The sequence below is a fragment of the Paraburkholderia sp. RL17-383-BIF-A genome (assembly GCF_046028015.1).
GTDB lineage: Bacteria > Pseudomonadota > Gammaproteobacteria > Burkholderiales > Burkholderiaceae > Paraburkholderia.
Genome location: NZ_JARESR010000012.1, coordinates 37,804 through 56,066 on the forward strand (window position 1 = coordinate 37,804; position 18,263 = coordinate 56,066).

At 62.1% G+C, this 18,263-nt stretch carries 19 protein-coding genes; 6 read left to right on the forward strand and 13 right to left on the reverse strand.

Going from position 1 to position 18,263, the window contains the following annotated elements; translation table 11 throughout:
- Positions 1–2: 2 nt before the first annotated feature.
- From P0D71_RS16095 to P0D71_RS16150, 12 genes are all read right to left on the reverse strand, one after another.
- Positions 3–410, reverse strand: a complete 408-nt coding sequence (locus tag P0D71_RS16095; RefSeq protein WP_408181913.1) for a universal stress protein — start codon at positions 408–410, stop codon at positions 3–5.
- Between the two features lie 125 nt (positions 411–535).
- Positions 536–880 (reverse strand): hypothetical protein, encoded by a 345-nt coding sequence (locus P0D71_RS16100; protein WP_408480954.1) that lies wholly within the window; start codon positions 878–880, stop codon positions 536–538.
- 6 nt (positions 881–886) lie between these two features.
- Positions 887–1,102: a hypothetical protein gene (locus P0D71_RS16105; RefSeq protein WP_408300745.1), complete on the reverse strand. Its 216-nt coding sequence runs from the start codon at positions 1,100–1,102 to the stop codon at positions 887–889.
- A gap of 221 nt (positions 1,103–1,323) precedes the next feature.
- Positions 1,324–2,442, reverse strand: coding sequence for a DUF294 nucleotidyltransferase-like domain-containing protein (locus P0D71_RS16110; protein ID WP_408480956.1), 1,119 nt, complete (start codon positions 2,440–2,442; stop codon positions 1,324–1,326).
- Between the two features lie 14 nt (positions 2,443–2,456).
- Positions 2,457–4,592, reverse strand: a complete 2,136-nt coding sequence (locus tag P0D71_RS16115; RefSeq protein WP_408480958.1) for a 3'-5' exonuclease — start codon at positions 4,590–4,592, stop codon at positions 2,457–2,459.
- A gap of 8 nt (positions 4,593–4,600) precedes the next feature.
- Positions 4,601–4,987 carry a response regulator transcription factor gene (locus P0D71_RS16120; RefSeq protein WP_408480960.1) on the reverse strand — a complete coding sequence of 129 codons (387 nt, stop codon included), beginning with the start codon at positions 4,985–4,987 and terminating at the stop codon, positions 4,601–4,603.
- On the reverse strand, positions 4,984–7,755 hold the full coding sequence (locus tag P0D71_RS16125) for an ATP-binding protein (protein WP_408480962.1): 2,772 nt from the start codon (positions 7,753–7,755) through the stop codon (positions 4,984–4,986). Before P0D71_RS16125 ends, P0D71_RS16120 begins: the two co-directional genes overlap by 4 nt.
- A gap of 1 nt (position 7,756) precedes the next feature.
- Positions 7,757–8,098 carry a hypothetical protein gene (locus P0D71_RS16130; protein ID WP_286162080.1) on the reverse strand — a complete coding sequence of 114 codons (342 nt, stop codon included), beginning with the start codon at positions 8,096–8,098 and terminating at the stop codon, positions 7,757–7,759.
- 67 nt (positions 8,099–8,165) lie between these two features.
- Positions 8,166–9,830 (reverse strand): cation acetate symporter, encoded by a 1,665-nt coding sequence (locus tag P0D71_RS16135; protein ID WP_408300755.1) that lies wholly within the window; start codon positions 9,828–9,830, stop codon positions 8,166–8,168.
- Positions 9,830–10,135 carry a DUF485 domain-containing protein gene (locus P0D71_RS16140; protein WP_408181932.1) on the reverse strand — a complete coding sequence of 102 codons (306 nt, stop codon included), beginning with the start codon at positions 10,133–10,135 and terminating at the stop codon, positions 9,830–9,832. Before P0D71_RS16140 ends, P0D71_RS16135 begins: the two co-directional genes overlap by 1 nt.
- 448 nt (positions 10,136–10,583) lie before the next feature.
- On the reverse strand, positions 10,584–11,537 hold the full coding sequence (locus tag P0D71_RS16145; protein ID WP_408480964.1) for a Tim44 domain-containing protein: 954 nt from the start codon (positions 11,535–11,537) through the stop codon (positions 10,584–10,586).
- A gap of 81 nt (positions 11,538–11,618) precedes the next feature.
- A complete protein-coding gene (locus P0D71_RS16150; protein ID WP_408480965.1) occupies positions 11,619–12,113 on the reverse strand; it encodes a CBS domain-containing protein in 495 nt (164 codons plus the stop codon).
- A 147-nt stretch (positions 12,114–12,260) separates the two neighbouring features.
- Here P0D71_RS16150 and nhaR point away from each other — a divergent pair, with 147 nt between their 5' ends.
- The 3 genes from nhaR to P0D71_RS16165 all read left to right on the forward strand — a co-directional run bounded on the left by nhaR (position 12,261) and on the right by P0D71_RS16165 (position 14,876).
- Positions 12,261–13,154 carry a transcriptional activator NhaR gene (gene nhaR, locus P0D71_RS16155; RefSeq protein WP_091802380.1) on the forward strand — a complete coding sequence of 298 codons (894 nt, stop codon included), beginning with the start codon at positions 12,261–12,263 and terminating at the stop codon, positions 13,152–13,154.
- 257 nt (positions 13,155–13,411) lie between these two features.
- A complete protein-coding gene (locus P0D71_RS16160; protein WP_091802383.1) occupies positions 13,412–13,714 on the forward strand; it encodes an ArsR/SmtB family transcription factor in 303 nt (100 codons plus the stop codon).
- A 100-nt stretch (positions 13,715–13,814) separates the two neighbouring features.
- Positions 13,815–14,876: an alkene reductase gene (locus tag P0D71_RS16165; RefSeq protein ID WP_408480967.1), complete on the forward strand. Its 1,062-nt coding sequence runs from the start codon at positions 13,815–13,817 to the stop codon at positions 14,874–14,876.
- 190 nt (positions 14,877–15,066) lie between these two features.
- On the opposite strand, the gene P0D71_RS16170 is transcribed toward P0D71_RS16165, so the two are convergent.
- The gene (locus P0D71_RS16170; RefSeq protein WP_408300758.1) at positions 15,067–15,594 is read right to left on the reverse strand and encodes a GNAT family N-acetyltransferase; all 528 of its coding nucleotides are present in this window, start codon (positions 15,592–15,594) and stop codon (positions 15,067–15,069) included.
- Between the two features lie 218 nt (positions 15,595–15,812).
- Between P0D71_RS16170 and P0D71_RS16175 the strand changes: the two genes are divergently transcribed.
- The 3 genes from P0D71_RS16175 (at position 15,813) to P0D71_RS16185 (ending at position 18,249) form a co-directional block, all read left to right on the forward strand.
- Positions 15,813–16,265 carry a MarR family winged helix-turn-helix transcriptional regulator gene (locus P0D71_RS16175; protein ID WP_408300760.1) on the forward strand — a complete coding sequence of 151 codons (453 nt, stop codon included), beginning with the start codon at positions 15,813–15,815 and terminating at the stop codon, positions 16,263–16,265.
- A 15-nt stretch (positions 16,266–16,280) separates the two neighbouring features.
- Positions 16,281–16,844, forward strand: a complete 564-nt coding sequence (locus P0D71_RS16180) for an isochorismatase family protein (RefSeq protein ID WP_408181947.1) — start codon at positions 16,281–16,283, stop codon at positions 16,842–16,844.
- Between the two features lie 64 nt (positions 16,845–16,908).
- Complete coding sequence (locus P0D71_RS16185) at positions 16,909–18,249, forward strand: MFS transporter (protein WP_408480968.1); 1,341 nt, start codon at positions 16,909–16,911, stop codon at positions 18,247–18,249.
- Positions 18,250–18,263: the final 14 nt, after the last annotated feature.

Genomic DNA, 18,263 nt, shown 5'->3' on the forward strand with positions numbered 1-18,263 from the left:
ATTCAATGAACCATCGTGACCGGTGTGACTGTGCGCCTCGACAGCGACGCGAGCACGGCCAGCCTGCGAAAGAAGCCCATATGGCTCGCGTCGATCACCATCACGTCGGGCCGGGTCGTGGCCGCGTAATCCGCAACCGCTTTCGTGCGATGGCCGAAGACGCGTTTCCAGCGGTAGGGCACACCGGCTTCTTCGAGAATCGTGCGGGCGTCGATCAACGCTTTCAGCATGACCTGCTTCTCGTGACGCAAGAGGGAGCTACGCGAGTGGAAGGCTGCCGCCCGCCCCTCCCCGACCGGTTCGAGGACTTCCAGCAGCTCGACCTCCGTGACGCCACGCTCGAGGAACATGAACGCGGCGTAGCGCGCAGCCTCGACGGCGCCGCTATGGTCGAGGACGGGAATCAGCATTCGTATCATCGAGAAATCCTGGGGGTCGATCAGTGTGTAACTCGAGCTTAGCCAACGCCGCATTAACGCCGCGTAAAAAGTATCAGCCTTTTTACGCGGCCCGCCGAGATACGGCCAGTCCGCCGTTATGCCTGGATCGCCGCCGGATTGAGTTCGACATGCAGGATCACGAGCCAGCGTTTCGGGCAGTCCGCGGCGATCTGCAGATCCTGCTTGCCGTCGGCGCCGGTCTTCACGAAACCCTTTTCCCGCGCGAAACCGAAAGCACGTCGCGCGTCGGACTGTAGCCACAGCGTCACCAGCCCGCAGGTCAGACAGCTGAAAATCCACATGGAGTCGGACGGCAGCGCGGCGTCGAGTTGCTGGGTGGCGTACGTGAAAAGCGTCGTGAGAACCTGGTTGGTGACGAAAACGATGGCGATGAGCTTGCACAGCCCCCTGAACATCATGGCCTGTCTTGACGGTGTCATGGCTTGTCAGACGCCGAGCACGCGGCGCGCTTCGAGTTCGGCCAATTCCAGCGCTTGCGCGGAACTGGGCATCGGCCGTCCGCAGCCGCGCCCGGTGATCTGCTGGATCTGTTTGTCGTGTCTGATGGTCGTCACGCGCAAGGCGCCTTTGAACATGTGACCCGGAGCGGGAAACACGCAAGCCTCGACGGTCATACCGCCCTTGGTTTGTTTGAATGCCATATTAATCCCTGCTAATTTCGCGGTTTTTCCACGTCGAAAAACCAGTCGCTCACTATACGGAGGACCTCGTAAAGAGCGCGAAACGATTGCAGCAGACCGCATAAAAATCCCGTGAAAGTCAACGCACGCCGACCAGCCGGTATTCCACGCCCGACTCGGTGATGATGTGTTCGGGACGCGCCGGATTGCGTTCTATCTGCGCGTCAATTTGCTGGGTTTGCTCAAAGCCCTCGACACGTGTCGAGGTAGTCCAACGCGAGGCGCTTTTGTAGGGCACGCGCCTGGCGAAGCGTGTCGAGCAGAGCGCGCCGTGTCAGCGGGCCCAGTTCGTCTGGATTGACGTGATTGTGCATGGGCAAGCCACGCTCATAACAGCGCTGCTGATTTTCCAGCCGAAGCTTCTGGATGAAATAAAACGCCTGTATCCACGAATCCACATCGCGCTGATCCAGGCGTTGCGCCTCTCCAGCCCGTCGAAAGCGATCCGCCGTATTGCTCGTGCGAGCGCCAAGGGCGAGGCCGTAGATCCGGGCCGCGTCGACGAACAGCGTCGCGGCATGCAGTTTGAGATCGAGCGTGCCGGCGAATTCGCCCCCCTTCTCGACCACGAAATCACGCACTACGCCGAGCGGCGCCTTGCGCCGCAATGCGTTCTCCGTCATCTGGTAAAGAAAGCGCGGATTGTCCGGCACGATCTCTTCGAGCCAGTCGGCGAGCACCTCGGCCAGATCGAAGGCGCCATAGAGGGGGCGCAAGTCGAAGAAAATGCTCGCGTTAAGGAGCGCCTGCGGGTCGCCCTCGCTGATCCATGTCGCAAAGCGCTCCCGCCATTCGTGCAGGTCGAGACACCACTGCGGATTGCTCGCCATGATCTGCCCGGTGCACAAGGGAAAGCCGCAGGCATCGAGCGCTTCATTGATGCGCAGCGCAAGCGGCAACAGTTGTTTCCGCAGCGCCGTGGCGCCACCGCTGCCAGCGAAAATGATGCCGTTGTCCTGGTCGCTCGACAGCGTCTGTTCCTGACGCCCTTCGCTGCCCAGCGCGATCCAGCACCAGCGCGCTTCCTGCATGGGTGTCCCGGCGCAGGTCAACTCGATTGCGCGGCGCGTGATCTGGTCGTTCAGCGTGGAGAAAAGTCCGGTGAGCGGTGCCGGAGCCGCCTCGCCGACCGCGCAATGCACGAGCCTGCGCACCGTCGCAGCGGCCAGTTGCAAAGATGCGGCATCGTTCGCGTCGGCTATGCTGCGATGAGCGTGTCGCAGGTCGTGCGCGAGCGCGCGTCCCGCGGCGGTTTGCAGGTCGAAAACAGCATCGGGCCTGGAGGTGGCGGAATCATCCATCGAGTGTGCACTCCTCAGTAGCGGATTCGCGCGTAAAGGGTCTGCTGGGCGGCATCGCGGGCGTCCTTGAGCGTGACTATGCCTTTCTCCGCCAGCAAGGGGATCATCCGCAGGAACACCTCGCCGGTGACGATGGCGTCGCCGAGCGCGGTGTGCCGGCCGAGCACCGGCACGCCGAGGCGCGCGGCGATCGCCTCGAGCGAGTGCCCGGGCTGATGAGGGTGGATCACCTGTGACAGGAGCAGCGTATCGAGGACCGGCTGCCTGAACGCCACGCCGGTCGTAGCTTCGAGCATCTGCAGAAATCGCATGTCGAACGCGGCGTTATGCGCGACCAGCACGGTGTCCCCCGCAAAATCGCGGAACTGCGGCAGCACTGTTTCGACCCGCGGCTGTCCCTTGAGCATCGCGTGAGTCAGGCCGTGGATACTGGTCGATTCAGCGCTCAGCGCGCCTACTGGCTCGATCAGCCGGTCGAACGTTTCCTGCTGCAGCAATCGTCCATTGACGATGCGCAAGGCGCCGATCGAGATGATTTCGTCGCCCGCGGCGGGATCGAGCCCAGTGGTCTCGGTGTCGAACACCGTATAGCTGAGTTGCGAGAGCAGGCACTGATCGATCTCGGCGCTCTGTCCCGGCTGATGGAAAAGATCGAAATCGTAGAATTCGGGCCGGCCTGTCGGCGGCGGTGCAATATCGAGCGCACTCCGGGGCTCGGCGGCGTGCAGCATCACGCGGTAGCGCGCCCTGCCCTCGGCCGGCTCGCAACGATATACCGATTCGCCGCCGTGGCGCGCGATCACCGAATTCAGCGTAAGCGCCAGGCCGCCAGCACTGACCGGAAGCGGTGCGTGCTCCCACGCCCTTAACGTGTCGGCGGCCAACGGCGCGCCGCTCCAGACGAGATCCAGATGCGCCAGCCGATCGGCGCGCTGCAAATCGAAGCGCAGTTCGGTCACGCCCGCGTCAGCCGCGAGCCGCCGCGATAGATAGGCGAGCGCCTGCGTCAATGCGTAACTGTCGACCCTGAGCCACAACGTGGCGTCAATGGTGTCGCCGGCCGTAACGCGAAGTGATGCGCTCCCGATGCGCCGCAGCAGTAAAGCGATCAGGTCGGTGCCACGCATGTCTTCGAGTTCCCGACGGCTGTCCGTAGCGTTGCTGCCCTGTTGCACCGCGCGCTCGATCTGAGCGGCGAGGCGCATCGATTCGTCGCCGATGATGGCGGTGAACTGAGTCCGCTTCGCGCCGCTCATGTCCGGAAAGGTCTGGATGGTCTCGACCGCCGCGCGGATATTCGCGAGCGTTGCCCGCGTGTCTTGCGTCAGCGACTGCACCAGTGCGTCGCGCCGGTTATCCGCCTCGACGTGGCGCGTAATGTCTTCCAGCGTGAGCACGAAGCCATTGAGTGCGCGGGCGCTATCGAACACGGGCGCCATGTGCGCGCGCACGATTTGCCCGTCCGCGAGCGTGGCAACGAAGGCGCAAACGGGTGGCGCCATGTCGTCGCGCGGGTCCCGCAACTGGTGCTGGATTTGTTCCAGCGCGTGCAGGACGAGACCGCTCTCGATCACGCCGAAAACCGAGCGCCCAAGCCCGATGGCCGAGACGCCCTGATGGCCGGTTCGCAGCAACTGCCTCGCGCGAGTGTTGAAAAGCAGGATGCGCCCGTCGATATTGCACACCAGTACGCTCAGCGCGAGTTCCGCCATGAGCGCAGCGAGCCGGTTTTTTTCTTCGGCGAGCGCACGGCTCGCGAGTTCGATTTTTTCCTGTACGTCGTTGTGCAGCGTTTGATGTGCGGCGGCAAGCGCGTTCAGCTTCTCGACCAGAACGCGCACGTCGCGCGCGCCTCGCACCGTGATGCGGTGCCCAGGGTTGGCCGCGAGCAGCACGGCGTCTTCAGCCAGTTGCGCGACCGGTGTGATATAGGCGTCGAACAGCGCTTTCAGGCCGAAGCCCAGTGCGAACAGCAGCAGCGTTGAGAGGGCGATCCAGACCGCGGCCCGTTGCAGCAGCATCTCGCGCAACCACGCGCGCTGCGCGTTGGGGATGTCGAGCGCGAGAGACGCAAGAATCGCGGCGCCAATAAGCACCTGCACTGCGAACAGCAGCGCCAATGCAATGCCAAACCGGCGTCTGGCGATCATCGTGACGATCATTCGTCGCTTCGGTCATGTCGCGCGAGCAGCGAGCGCACCTGCTCGACCAGCTGCCTCGTCGAGAACGGCTTGGTGATGTACGCATCGGCCCCGAGCGCGAGGCCCTTGCTCACCTCGAGGTCGCGGCTCTTCGCCGACAACATCACCACCTTCGTTCGATTCCATGCGCTGTTTTCGCGAATCGTCTGACAGACCTCGAAGCCGTTGCGCAACGGCAGCATGACATCGAGCAGCACGAGGTCGGGTTGGAACGCGGCCATCTGCTCAAGGGCTTGCGCTCCGTCCCGCGCAATCGCCACTTCGTAGCCACACTCGGTCATCAGGAATTCCAGCGAGATGACGATGTTCGGTTCGTCGTCGACGATGAGGACTTTATAGGTCATGACGTTGTCTCCGTCGCGCTCGCGAGAGGTAGCGTGAACACGAACACGGCGCCCTCTCCTTCTCCCGGCTCTCCCGGCGCACTTTCCAGCCTCAGCGTACCACCGAAATGGCGGACGATTTCGCGGCTGATCGGCAGTCCGAGGCCGGTGCCCTGCGGCTTGCCGCTGATCGTGTCGCCTCCCTGCCGGAACTTCTCGAAGATGAGTTCCCTATCCTGCGCACGCACGCCGGGACCGTTGTCGCGCACCTCGACGCGTAGCGCTGCACCCACCCGGACGAGCCGCACCGCGACGCGCCCGCCGGCACGGTCGCAGAACTTCGCCGCATTCGACAGCAGATTGAGCATCACCTGCATCAGACGGTCATGATCGCCCAATACCTGCGGCACCGCGGCCGGCAGGTCCAGTTCGAGCTCGATGCGTTGTTCGGCGAACATCTGGCGGGTAGCGTTCGCCGCGTCTTCGATGACCTGCTTCAGGTCGAGCGGCTCGGCATGCCATTGCGCGCTGCCCGATTCCATCTTGGCGAGGTCGAGCACATTGTTGATGAGCCGCGTGAGCCGCTCGCTCTCCTTGATCACGATATCGAGGTATTCGCCGCGCTTCGCGGCCGGCAGATCGGGATGCTCGCGCAGGATTTCCGAGAACGCGCGGATCGACGTGAGCGGTGTGCGCAATTCGTGGGTGACCGTCGAGATGAAATCGTCCTTCATACGGTCGAGCTCGCTGAGCCGCGCGTTGGCTGCCTTGAGTTCCGCCGATGCACTCTCCAGCTCGCGCGACTTCTGCTCGAGCTGGTGGCTGTAGGCGACTACCTGAGAGGTTTCATCCAGTATCGCCATTACTTCGTTCAACCCGAGCGGCTCCTCGTCGACGACCGTCGCTATCATCGCCCGCGCCGACGCCGCGCCGATCGCCCCGGCAAGCTGCCTCTCCGCGAAGCGCACGAGGTCGGCGTCCGCAGTGGGCGAGTTCGTGCCACCACGTTCGTGGTGGAAGCGCGCGTATGCGTCGTCGGCAGAAGCTGAACCGAGGAAGCGCCGCAACAGCTCAAGCACCGCCTCGGTCGAGGCGCTGCCGCGCCAGATGTCCGGGCGGAGCGCGTCGCCGGTGTGCGCATAGGCGTCGACGAACAAGGCAGCCTGGGTCTTTTCCACCACGCTCTGCCCGCTTGCGAGCGACACGCCGACAAAGCCCGCGACGTTCGCCAGCATGCTCCAGAAAAGCGCATGCGAGACTTCGTCCAGCCCCTGCAGACCGAACAGTTGCCTCGGCCTGAGCCACTCGATGCCGAGCGGTCCTTGCGCGAGAAAGCCACGCGGCAACCAGCCGGATTCGGCAAACGAAGGTAGCAAGAGCGTATAGGCCCATAGCAGGAATCCCGCGCTCAAGCCGGTCAGCGCGCCGAGCCGGGTGCCGTTTTTCCAGTAGATCGCCCCGAGCATCGCAGGCGCGAACTGCGCGACCGCCGCAAACGAAATCAAGCCGATCGAGACCAGCGCGTACGCTTCGCCGGCAAGCCGGAAATAGGCATAGCCAAGCATCATCAGCAGCACGATCGCGACGCGCCTGATCGTGAGCAGCAGTCCGGGGAAATTCGCGCGCCGCTCGGATTGCAGTGATTGCAGGCGTAACAGCACGGGCATCACAATGTCATTGCAGACCATCGTGCTGAGCGCGATGGTTTCGACGATCACCATGCCGGTCGCAGCCGACAACCCGCCGATGAACACCAAGAGCGTGAGCGCCAGTTGATGCTCACGCATGGGCAGCGCCAGCACGAACATGTCCGGGTCCACGGCACCGCCGGGAAAATGCATCGTTCCGCCGAACGCGATCGGCAACACAAAGACGTTGATCGCGAGGAGATACAGCGGCAGCACCCAGACAGCCTTCGCGACGTGGTTTTCGTCCATGTTCTCCACTACGGCAATCTGGAACTGGCGGGGCAGCAGCATGATCGACAGCATCGACAACACGATCAGTGACGCCCAACTCCCAAACGCCGCACCGCCTGCGCCTGCCTCGCCGCCATGCAGCGTCAGCAAGGCGTTCAATGCGGGAACCGCCTGCGCCCGCGCAAACAGATCTCCAAAGCCATCGTAGATTCCGAACGTGACGAACGCCCCTACGGCTAGAAACGCGACGAGCTTCACGAGGGACTCGAAGGCGATCGCGGCGACCATGCCTTCGTGGCGTTCGGAAGCATCGAGGTGGCGTGTTCCGAACACAATGGTGAACGTCGCCAGAAGGAGCGCGATATACAGGGTTGGGTCCGACCACCAGGGCCCTGCTTCGGCACGCCCGCTGGCAATGCCGGGGGCATGCGTCAGGACGGCGACGCTGGCGGATACGGCCTTCAGTTGCAGCGCGATGTAAGGCACGAGTCCGACCACCGCCACCAGCGTGACGAGCCCGCCGAGCAGCGCGCTCTTGCCGTAGCGCGAAGCCATGAAATCCGCGATCGACGTGATGTGATTGTTCTTGCTGATGCGGATCATCTTGCGCAACACGGTCCACCACAGCGCCGCCACCAGGGTGGGACCGAGATAAATCGGCATGAAGCCGACGCCGCTTCTGCCCGCTCGACCAACGCTGCCATAGTACGTCCAGGAACTCGCATAGACCGCGAGAGACAGCGCATAGACGTAGGGGCTGTTGATGATGCTCGTGCCCGCATCCGCGCGCCGGTCGCCATAAAACGCGATTGCAAACAGCACACCCAGATAGACGAGCGACGCCAGTGCGATGACCCAGCCGTCCAGCATCTCAGTCCTTCGATGCCGGTTCGGATCCGACGGCCCGCGTGGATGTTTTACGCGAAGCCCCCTGTTCGACGATGACGGCAAGCAAAACGATGAAAAGCGCCCACGCGGCGAACAGATATCCGTACAGGAGCGGAAGGCCCAACCAGGTTCGCGTGTCGTTGAACAAGGCCAGCAAAGGATAGTTGAACACCAGCCAGCCCAGCACGAACAAAGCGATCAGGCGCTGGCCGGCAAGGGTGCGATGCGACATGGGCATCTCCCGCAAAAGGATTTGCGAACCATCTTTCAGCAGCGGCGATATTGCGGGCACCTGAACAATAGCGTCACGACGGCTGCGCGCCATGAACGCCCGGTTGCGTTACGAGAAGCTCCGGATCGTTTCGAGCCTTCTCGTGACGCGTCCGCGCAAGTCAATGGCCGGATGCGCCCGACGCACCGATACCGGTTTCCGAACGGACTTTCTGGGCCGGATACCCCGCGCGGTCGATGCGTGCGCGCTCGCTCCTGTCCAGAATCGAGAACAGCCAGATCCCGACAAAACCCGCGGTCATGGAAAACAGGGCGGGCGACGTATAGGGGAAAATCGCATCCTTGTGACCGAGCACATCCACCCACACCGACTTGGAGACGAGCGTCAGCCCAACCGCCGTAATCAGCCCGAGAAAGCCACCGATGGTGGCGCCGCGTGTCGTGCAATCCTTCCACAACACCGACATGAACAGCACCGGAAACGTTGCCGATGCCGCAATCGCAAAGGCCAGCGAGACCATGAAGGCGATGTTCTGCTTCTCGAAGGCAATGCCAAGGATCACCGCCACGATGCCCAGCGCTACTGTCGTGATCCGCGAAACACGGAGTTCCTTATCGCTGGCCGCCTTGCCCTTCTTGAACACCGTCGCGTAGAGATCGTGCGATACCGCCGAAGCGCCGGATAGCGTCAGCCCGGCGACAACCGCGAGGATCGTTGCAAAGGCCACGGCGGAGATGAAGCCGAGAAACACGTTGCCGCCCACTGCATTCGCAAGATGGATGGCTGCCATGTTGTTGCCGCCCAGCAGCCCGCCGAGCGCATCCTTGTACACCGGATTGGTGCTGACGAGAACGATGGCGCCGAAGCCGATAATGAATGTCAGCAGGTAGAAGTAGGCAATCCATGTGGTTGCCCAGAACACGGACTTGCGCGCCTCCTTGGCGCTCGGCACGGTGAAGAAGCGCATCAGAATATGCGGCAGGCCTGCCGTACCGAACATCAGCGCCATGCCGAAGGAGATCGCCGAGATCGGATCTTTGATAAAGGCGCCCGGACCCATGATTGCGTCCTTCTTCGCATGAATCTCGACCGCTTTGGCGAACAGCGCTTCCGGATTGAAGTGAAACTGCGCCAGCACCATGAACGCCATGAAGCTCGCGCCCGCCAGCAGCAAGCCCGCTTTGATGATCTGAACCCATGTGGTCGCCGTCATGCCACCGAACAGAACATAGACCATCATCAAACTGCCGACGATCACGACCGCGACCCAGTATTCCAGACCGAACAGCAGCTTGATCAACTGGCCTGCGCCGACCATCTGCGCGATCAGGTAAAACGCCACCACAACCAGCGTACCGGATGCCGCGAACACGCGGATTGGCGTCTGTTGGAAACGATATGCGGCAACGTCGGCGAAAGTGAAGCGACCAAGATTACGCAGGCGCTCCGCCATCAGAAAGGTAATGACCGGCCATCCGACCAGAAAGCCGATCGAATAGATCAGTCCGTCGTAGCCATTCAAATAGACCGCCGCCGAAATGCCGAGAAACGACGCAGCGGACATATAGTCACCGGCGATGGCAAGCCCGTTCTGGAAGCCCGTAATCCCGCCACCCGCCGTGTAGAACTCCGCAGCGGATTTTGTCTTGCTCGCGGCCCACTTCGTGATGAACAGCGTGAACACAACAAAAACAGCGAACATCGATATCGCTGTCCAGTTGGTCGGCTGCTTCTGCAACTGGCCGAGGTCACCCCCTGCAGCCCAGACCGTGCCGGCCACGGCACACAGCGTCAATGCGCACAAACCACGTTGGAATTTAGTCATCACAGCACCTCACTGCGAATTTGAGCGGTGAGGTCATCGAATTCCCGGTTGGCGCGCCGAACGTAGATTCCCGTAATGGCCACAGTAAAAACGATCACGAACAGCCCGATCGGGATGCCCCAGGTCATCACGCCGGAGCCAATCCTGGCGGAAAGCAGATTCTTGCCAAATGCAACCAGCAGGATGTAGCCATAGTAGACGACCATCATCATTGCCGTCAGGAGCCAACCGTACGACGAACGCGTTGCCACCAGTTGTCGGTACTTGGGATTTGACTCTATCCTTTGAACAAGATCTTCTTCCATTTTTCGTGTCTCCGGTTTTAGGCGTAAACGAGGTAATTTCCGGCAACCTCGAATGTCGTGCAGGGTTTTTACCGGCGTGGTCTAGCGAATGCAGCATCGATCATCATCCACCTCCGGGTATCCGACAGTCAGATCGCCGAGCGCACCGCATCGCGGCAGCGGATAACTGACCTCAGGCTATTTCACCCAGACGCCAGCCAATTGACGCAGGTCAACGCCTGCGTGTTCACCTGGCTTCATTCCGAAAATGGGTCTGTGGCGCGCACAGTTCGCCTGTCGGCAGCGCTCCAGACATTCATTGTCCAGACATCACGCAACCAGGGCTTCGATGTGGGCTTCTTTGACAGTGTCCGGCCGCGTGAGTATCGGCTGACAAGAATGAGGCGTAGATAGGGAATAACCGGCAGCAAGCCGCTGCCGGTTTCAACTGCGTTCCAACTGTGTTCCTTTAGCGGTCCATCTGCTGGATGCCCGCCAGTCGCCATGCCTGGTCGCCCTGTGTGCTCCTGACGATGTTCCAGATCTCCTGGAACGGCTGGGCGGTCTGTGCGTCGTCTTCCCGCATCTGACCGTAAAAGCGGACGCTGACGAGCGTTTCATTAACGGTGTCTTCCGTGCCCAGCACTTCGGCTTCGAGTTGCGTCACGTCCGTACGGCTCGGCTCGTGACCCCGTGCCTCCAGGTCCTGTTTGAGCCGCATGAACATCTCCGGCGTGGTCAGTTCGAACAGATCGCCTTGCTCATTGCGGTCCCACGCGCCCTGAAGACGCATGAACATAGCCTTCGCCGTTACCAGCAATGCAGCCTGGTCCGCGAGCGCGGGCTCCCGTGCGTTCACGCCACCCGCCGCGCCAGTCGATCCCATCGCGGCTCGTTGCCAGTCGCGCAAGTTCGTGTCAGGCCGCGATTGTCCAACCTGATTCAGAAACGGTGAGTTGTTCGATTGCTGCCGGTTCCCTGAATAAGCCAGATTCGGTCGACGCCGATTGGCGATAAAGCGGAACAGCATCACGCCGGCAAGCACCACCAGGCCGATCAACAAAGCATTCGAGAGCATTTGCGCCAGCCCTTCAGCCAGACCAAACGATGAGAGCAACGCCGCAATGCCCAGGCCGGCGGCGAGACCAGCGAGCGGGCCCATCCAGCGGCCGGCACCGGTGGCCGCTGGTGTCTGCCCTGCCTGCTGCGCGGGTTGCGCCTGCTGACTGCGTTGCCCCTGGCCGGACGGCGACGCCGCCTGCGACTGTCGCCCAATGCTTTGGCTGCCGCCGACGCGCTTCGCCTCGGCGTCGTTCGAGGCCACGGCTCCAAGGGCAAGAAGTCCGGCCAGACCGAGCGCCGCTGTTCCGCGCGTCACCGCGCCGGCAGCACTTCGAAGACGATTGATGATCTGCGTGTACATATGAAGCCTCTTTCGGTAAGTCAGGGAACTGCCCGCATGGCGCGCCACTCGGGCAGCGCAAAAACATTACGAACAGTAATATTATTGACTGGTCAAACTTGCAGCCCGTCGCGCCTGCAATCCACTTTGGGCAGCCTGAAGGCTGTTGCCGTGGATATAGTGCTCGAGCTGCTGGATGGTCTGTTCCTGCTCGACAATCAGGTTCTGGATGAGGTCACCGATCGATACCATGCCGATCACCTGCGCTGCGGCAATGACAGGCAGATAGCGGATCCGGTCCGCCGTCATGAGCGCCATGCATTCATCGGTTGTCTGGTCCGGACTGACGTAGCGCACAGTCGTCGACATGATGTCGCGCACAGGTGTATGCCGCGACGAGCGGTCCATCAGAACGATTTTTCTTGCGTAGTCACGCTCTGTCACGATGCCGGCGATACGACCGTGGTGTGCGACGATCAGCGCGCCCACCTTCCGGTGAGCCATCACCGCTATTGCGTCGTAAACCGAAGCGGATGCCTGAGTCGACCACACTGTCTGTGACGCTTTTGAGCGAAGGAGCTGCGCAACCGATGCCATATGTCACCTCTGTGAGTTGTCGTTAGCCGCCCGCTGGCGCCTAAGTACGAGGCCTCAATGTAACTGAACATGATTGAGCGAAAAATGCGTATTTTTAATGCGAATACTTCGAATAAACCGTAATGTCATGAATTTGGCGGAGGACGCGTGAACTTCAAGCATCTGCATTACTTCTGGGTCGCGGCGCACGCGGGCGGCATCGTCCGCGCCGGGGAGCAGTTGCACATCTCGCCGCAAACGCTCAGCGGGCAGATCAAGCTGCTCGAAGAAGCGCTGGATAAGAAGCTGTTCAGGAAAAACGGGCGAACGATCGAACTGACCGACGCGGGCCGTCTTGCGCTCGACTACGCGGACGAAATATTCTCATTGGGCTCGGAACTCGAGAGCGCCGTGCGGCGCGAGAGCGAATCTGGCGCGCAAACACGGTTTCGCGTCGGCATCGCGGATTCGGTACCCAAGGCGATCGCCTACCGGCTGCTGGAACCGGCGCTGAGCGCCTCCACGTCGCTGCGTATGATCTGTCACGAAGGCAAACTGCACGCGCTGCTTGCCCAACTGGCCGTACACCGTCTCGATCTGATCATCGCGGACGCCCCCATTCCCGCCGACGTCAACATCAAGGCGTTCAATCACCCGCTCGGCCGCTCGACGCTCAGCTGTTTTGGCGCAGAGGCGCTGATTCAAAGCGGCAGCAAGCGCTTTCCGCTGTCGCTCAGTCAGTTGCCGGTGTTGCTGCCGGGCACGGAATCCGCAGTGCGCCGCAAGCTGGATCACTGGCTCGCTTCGCATGCCATTTCGCCGCGCATCGTCGGCGAGTTCGACGACGGAGCGATGACCATGGCGTTCGGTCGTGAAGGCCGCGGCCTGCTTTTCGCACCCACCGTGCTGGAGCGTCAGCTACAGGCGGAGCACAATCTGAAGATGGTCGGGCAGATCAACTCGATCGTCGAAGAATTCTTTGCCATTTCGATCGAGCGCCGAATCAGCCATCCGGCTGTCGCGATGATCATGGACGCGGCGCGCAGCGACTTGTTTATGTAGCGAAACCTGCACGAATAAAGCGCAGGCATCCTGATCAAATAGCGTTCTCGCATATAGCCGCGACGGTCCAATGCTGTCATGCAGTGAAGCGCTGCCGGAGTGCGGAACGTGTGGGCGCACTTATCACCCCATAGCCTGTAGTGTCTTCATGCATATCGTAAAAACACGATATATAATTCGTCACGTAACGATGCAGGCGTTTGCGCACTAACCGGCGCCGCGCCTGCCTGTTGTTGAAGACCATGAAACCCACCCCAATGACGCTCGATATCGACGCGATTCACAAAGCGCTTGCCAACCCGGTTCGCCGGGAGATTCTCGGCTGGCTGCGCGAGCCGTACGCGCATTTCGCCGACCAGGAACTGCCGCTCGATCACGGCGTATGCGCCGGCAAGATCGACGCGGCGTGCGGCCTGTCGCAGTCCACCGTGTCGGCGCACCTCGCGGCTTTGCAGCGCGCGGGGCTCGTCACGTCGAAGCGAGTCGGTCAATGGGTGTTTTTCAAACGCAACGAGCCGGTCATCCAGGCGTTCCTCGAGCACATGAACACGAGGCTCTAGGCGCCGGATCCGCATCGCCGCACTGCTTTCCGCACTTCTTTCATCACGCAGTATTTTTGTCACGCTCGGGCCACATACCCGCCGTCAAAGGTGAACTCATATGCCGACTCTTTTCGATCCGCTGCAAATTGGCGATATCACGCTGTCGAACCGCATCATCATGGCGCCGCTCACGCGCCAACGCGCCGAAGAAATCCGCGTGCCGAACGCGCTGATGGCGAAGTACTACGCCGAGCGCGCAACGGCCGGCCTGATCATCAGCGAAGCGACTTCCGTCACACCGCAAGGCGTGGGCTATGCCGACACGCCGGGCATCTGGTCGCAGGAGCAGGTTGAAGGCTGGAAGCTCGTCACGAGCGCCGTGCATGCCGCCGGCGGCAAGATCTTTCTTCAACTGTGGCACGTGGGCCGCATTTCCGACCCGCTGTTCCTGAACGGCGAACTGCCGGTCGCGCCGAGCGCGATCGCCGCCAAGGGCAACGTGAGCCTGGTGCGTCCGGAGCGTGCCTATGTGACGCCGCGCGCACTGGAACTCGACGAAATCGCCGGCGTAGTCGAAGCATTCCGCAAAGGCGCGGAGAACGCCAAGGCAGCCGGCTTCGACGGCGTCGAAGTGCACGGCGCGAACGGCTATCTGCTTGACCAGTTCCTGCAGGACAGCACCAACAAGCGTACCGACGCTTACGGCGGCCCGGTCGAAAACCGCGCCCGTCTGCTGCTCGAAATCACCGACGCCTGCATCGGCGTGTGGGGTGCGAATCGTGTCGGCGTGCACCTCGCGCCTCGCCGCGACGCGCACACCATGGGCGATTCAGATCCGGCCGGCACCTTCGGTTATGTGGCCCGCGAACTCGGCAAGCGCAAGATCGCGTTCATTGCCGCACGTGAAGCGCTCGGCGACGACCGTCTCGGCCCGCAACTGAAGAAAGCATTCGGCGGCCCCTATATCGCGAACGAAAAGTTCACCAAGGAAACCGCGCAACAGGTGCTCGACGCCGGCGAGGCAGACGCGGTGGCGTGGGGTCAGCTGTTCATTGCGAATCCGGATCTGGTGCGCCGCTTCGCCACGAATGCGCCGCTGAACAAGCCGAATCCGGCGACGTACTACGCACGCGGCGAAACCGGCTACGTGGATTACCCGGCGCTGGAAACCGTGGAGTAAGCGCCAGAAAAACAAGCTGAAAAAGGCGAAGCTATAGGCTGAGTCGGCGGAGGTCGGACGGCTGGTTCAAAGCGTCCAATGTAAGGCAGTATGTTGAAAAAAAGGCGCGGCAGGTGCGACAGGAATGAGCTGTTCCGGTCACATCCGCCGCGCTTTTTTATGCGCGAACATAGCGCGGCCAGACGACTCGTCAGGCAAGATCACGCCGCATGAAAACGCGCTTCGATTCATCGAGTCCTCGCGCAATGTGCGCATCGCGCCGTTCGATCAGCGCTGCGTCGAGTTCGGCTTCTTCGATATCGCGAAACCCGAGCCGGCGATAGTACGGCGCATTCCACGGCACTTCGCGAAACGTCGACAGGATGAGTTGCGGGAGTCGTTGCGCACGCGCGAGTTGCGCGACCTGCTCGATCAGCGCCGCGCCGATACGCTGCCCGGCGTGCGAGGTGAGCACGTCGAGTTCCTGCACGTAGATGCGCGCGGGTTGCGGCTCGAACATCACGAAACCCACGCACGTTGCGTCGGCACCGACGGCGACGATGATCTCCCGTGCAGCTATCTTGCGGGCGACGAGTTCGAGATCCATAGGCGGCGCATCCGCGATCCCCGCCATATCGACGCTGAAAAAGCGCTGCCCCGCTTCGAATTCAATGGTGCGGATCGCGTTCGCGTCGTGCTGCCCGGCGAACCGGAAAGTGATGGCAGGAGCGTGTTGCATGAGACGTTACTCAGGTTGGTGAGGGTGGTCGTTCTGGACAACTTGCCCCGATATTGACATCGCCGCCGGGCAGTGGGCAAGTGAGCGCCGCTTCATGACACCGAACACCCGATCACCCGCCGCGCATCGGCTAACAGCCAAGCAGATCGACTAGCTCAACTTGACGCCAGACAGATACGAAGGTAACCTTCACAGGTAGCCTTCATATCTATCGCAGCATGACCCAGCAAGATCCACTAATCGATTCCGAAGCCGTGCACAGCATGGCGGAAGACTTACGCGTGCTGGCCGGCAAACTGCGCCGCCGCTTGCGCGAAGAGTCGCACGTGGGCGATTTCACCCCTTCGCAGGTGCAGGTTCTCGGCTTGCTGGAGCGCGAAGGTCCGGCAACGGTCACCGCGCTGGCGCGTGCTCATGGCATGCGTCCGCAGTCCATGGGCGAGACGCTGTCGGTGCTTAAAGCAGCCGGGCTGGTCAGCGGCGCGCCTGATCCGAACGACGGCCGGCAAACGGTTCTCTCCCTCACACCCGCGTTCCGCAAGAAGATCAAGGCCAGCCGCGCGGCGCGCGAAGACTGGCTGTTTCGCACCATCCAGACACGCTTCTCGGCGGCCGAGCAACAACAACTCGCTGTCGGCGTCGAGTTGCTCAAACGCCTCATCGACTCGTAACTCCAGGAGCCCTTCATGCCAATCACCACGCTGGATGCAAAGACCGCACTGATCGTCATCGATTTGCAGCGCGGCATCGTCGCACTGCCCACCGCGCACCCCACCGGCGCAGTCGTCGAACGCGCGGCCGCCCTTGCGCAGGCATTTCGCCGCCACGGCCTGCCCGTGGTGCTCGTCAACGTGGCCGGCGGCGCGCCGGGCCGCGCGGATCAGGCGCGCAATACAGGCGACTTCCCCGCGGATTTCGCCGAACTGGTGCCCGAACTGAACGCGCAGCCGTCGGATCATCGGGTCACCAAGCGCACCTGGGGCGCGTTCACGAACACCGATCTCGAAGCGTACCTCCGCGAGCAAGGCGTCACGCAGGTGGTACTCGTGGGCGTGGCGACCAGCATCGGCGTCGAATCCACCGCGCGCTACGCACACGAAATTGGCCTGAACGTCACGCTCGTCGTCGACGCCATGACCGACCTCCATGCGGACGCTCATACCAACAGCATCACGCGCATCTTCCCGCGCGTCGGCGAAACCGGCACGACGCAAGACGTGCTCGATCTGCTCGAACAATCGCACGCATGAACTTGAGTTCGAACCCGCGCCGTAGCGTGAACGCCGCCCGCATCCTTCATCAGGGAACAGCCCGGTGAATGGCACTTTCCGTTCGCTGAGCAATTTCAACTACCGGGTCTGGGCAAGCGGTGCGATCGTCTCCAACGTCGGCACGTGGATGCAACGCACGGCGCAGGATTGGCTCGTCCTCACGGAACTCACGCAGCACAACGCGACCGCCGTGGGTATCGTCATGTCGCTGCAATTCGGGCCGCAAATGCTGCTGTTGCCGCTGACCGGTTATGCCGCCGATCACTTCGACCGCCGCAAGCTGCTGTTCGCGACCCAGGCGGCCATGGGGTCTCTCGCGCTGGGTCTCGGCATCCTGACCGTCACCGGGCTCGTACAACTGTGGCAGGTCTATGTCTTCGCGGGGCTGCTCGGCTGCGTCACCGCGTTCGATTCGCCGGCACGGCAGACCTTCGTGTCGGATCTGGTCGGCGAGCACGATCTGTCGAACGCGGTCGCGCTGAATTCCACCTCGTTCAACGCGGCGCGCATGATCGGCCCTGCCATCGCGGGGCTACTGATTGCTTCCGTGGGCACCGGCTGGGTGTTTCTCATCAACGCGCTGTCTTTCGTCGCGGTACTCGGTTCGCTGCGCATGCTGCGGGTGAGCGAACTGCATCTGAAGCCGCGCGCGGTGCGCTCACGCGGCAGTTTCGTGGAAGGCTTCAAATACGTGTGGAAGCGTCCCGACCTGAAGGCCGCTTTGCTGATGCTGTTCCTGATCGGCACGTTCGGCCTGAATTTCCCGATCTTCATCTCGACGATGTCGGTCACCGCATTTCATGCGGGTGCCGGCGAATACGGCGTATTGAGTTCGACCATGGCGATCGGCTCCGTGACCGGCGCGCTGCTTGCCGCGCGCCGGGCGAAACCGCGCATGGCGCTGCTGCTCGGCGCGGCGGGCGTGTTTGGCGTGGGCTGTACCGTGGCCTCGCTCATGCCGAACTATGTGTTGTTCGGCCTTGTGCTGATCGTGATCGGCGTATCGACGCAAACCTTCACGACCTCTACCAACAGTCTCGTGCAACTCTCCACCGAGCCCGCCATGCGCGGCCGGGTCATCGCGATTCTGCTGGCCATCGCGTTGGGTGGCACGCCGCTCGGCGCGCCGGTGGTCGGTTGGGTCGCCGACCGTTTCGGCCCGCGCTGGGCGCTCGGCGTGGGCGCGGCATCGGGATTCGCGGCGGCGGTGGTCGGCTTGCTCTATCTGGTGAAGTACCGCCAGTTGCGTGTGTATGTCCAGGGCGGGCGGTTGCGCTATAGCGTCGACGATCCGCGCCAGGCGCCCGCGTATGTGAGCCCCGCGGTCGCCGTGCAGAACGCCGTGTTGAGCGAAGTGGAAGAAGATTCGTCTTCGGGCGTTTAACAAGCCGTTGTGAA

Bases quoted from the DNA above. Each gene is read 5' to 3' on its own strand.
- P0D71_RS16095 (WP_408181913.1), bottom strand. From the start codon at position 410: ATGCTGATTCCCGTCCTCGACCATAGCGGCGCCGTCGAGGCTGCGCGC.
- P0D71_RS16100 (WP_408480954.1), bottom strand. From the start codon at position 880: ATGACACCGTCAAGACAGGCCATGATGTTCAGGGGGCTGTGCAAGCTC.
- P0D71_RS16105 (WP_408300745.1), bottom strand. From the start codon at position 1,102: ATGGCATTCAAACAAACCAAGGGCGGTATGACCGTCGAGGCTTGCGTG.
- P0D71_RS16110 (WP_408480956.1), bottom strand. From the start codon at position 2,442: ATGGATGATTCCGCCACCTCCAGGCCCGATGCTGTTTTCGACCTGCAA.
- P0D71_RS16115 (WP_408480958.1), bottom strand. From the start codon at position 4,592: ATGATCGCCAGACGCCGGTTTGGCATTGCATTGGCGCTGCTGTTCGCA.
- P0D71_RS16120 (WP_408480960.1), bottom strand. From the start codon at position 4,987: ATGACCTATAAAGTCCTCATCGTCGACGACGAACCGAACATCGTCATC.
- P0D71_RS16125 (WP_408480962.1), bottom strand. From the start codon at position 7,755: ATGCTGGACGGCTGGGTCATCGCACTGGCGTCGCTCGTCTATCTGGGT.
- P0D71_RS16130 (WP_286162080.1), bottom strand. From the start codon at position 8,098: ATGGCGCGCAGCCGTCGTGACGCTATTGTTCAGGTGCCCGCAATATCG.
- P0D71_RS16135 (WP_408300755.1), bottom strand. From the start codon at position 9,830: ATGACTAAATTCCAACGTGGTTTGTGCGCATTGACGCTGTGTGCCGTG.
- P0D71_RS16140 (WP_408181932.1), bottom strand. From the start codon at position 10,135: ATGGAAGAAGATCTTGTTCAAAGGATAGAGTCAAATCCCAAGTACCGA.
- P0D71_RS16145 (WP_408480964.1), bottom strand. From the start codon at position 11,537: ATGTACACGCAGATCATCAATCGTCTTCGAAGTGCTGCCGGCGCGGTG.
- P0D71_RS16150 (WP_408480965.1), bottom strand. From the start codon at position 12,113: ATGGCATCGGTTGCGCAGCTCCTTCGCTCAAAAGCGTCACAGACAGTG.
- P0D71_RS16160 (WP_091802383.1), top strand. From the start codon at position 13,412: ATGACGCTCGATATCGACGCGATTCACAAAGCGCTTGCCAACCCGGTT.
- P0D71_RS16165 (WP_408480967.1), top strand. From the start codon at position 13,815: ATGCCGACTCTTTTCGATCCGCTGCAAATTGGCGATATCACGCTGTCG.
- P0D71_RS16170 (WP_408300758.1), bottom strand. From the start codon at position 15,594: ATGCAACACGCTCCTGCCATCACTTTCCGGTTCGCCGGGCAGCACGAC.
- P0D71_RS16175 (WP_408300760.1), top strand. From the start codon at position 15,813: ATGACCCAGCAAGATCCACTAATCGATTCCGAAGCCGTGCACAGCATG.
- P0D71_RS16180 (WP_408181947.1), top strand. From the start codon at position 16,281: ATGCCAATCACCACGCTGGATGCAAAGACCGCACTGATCGTCATCGAT.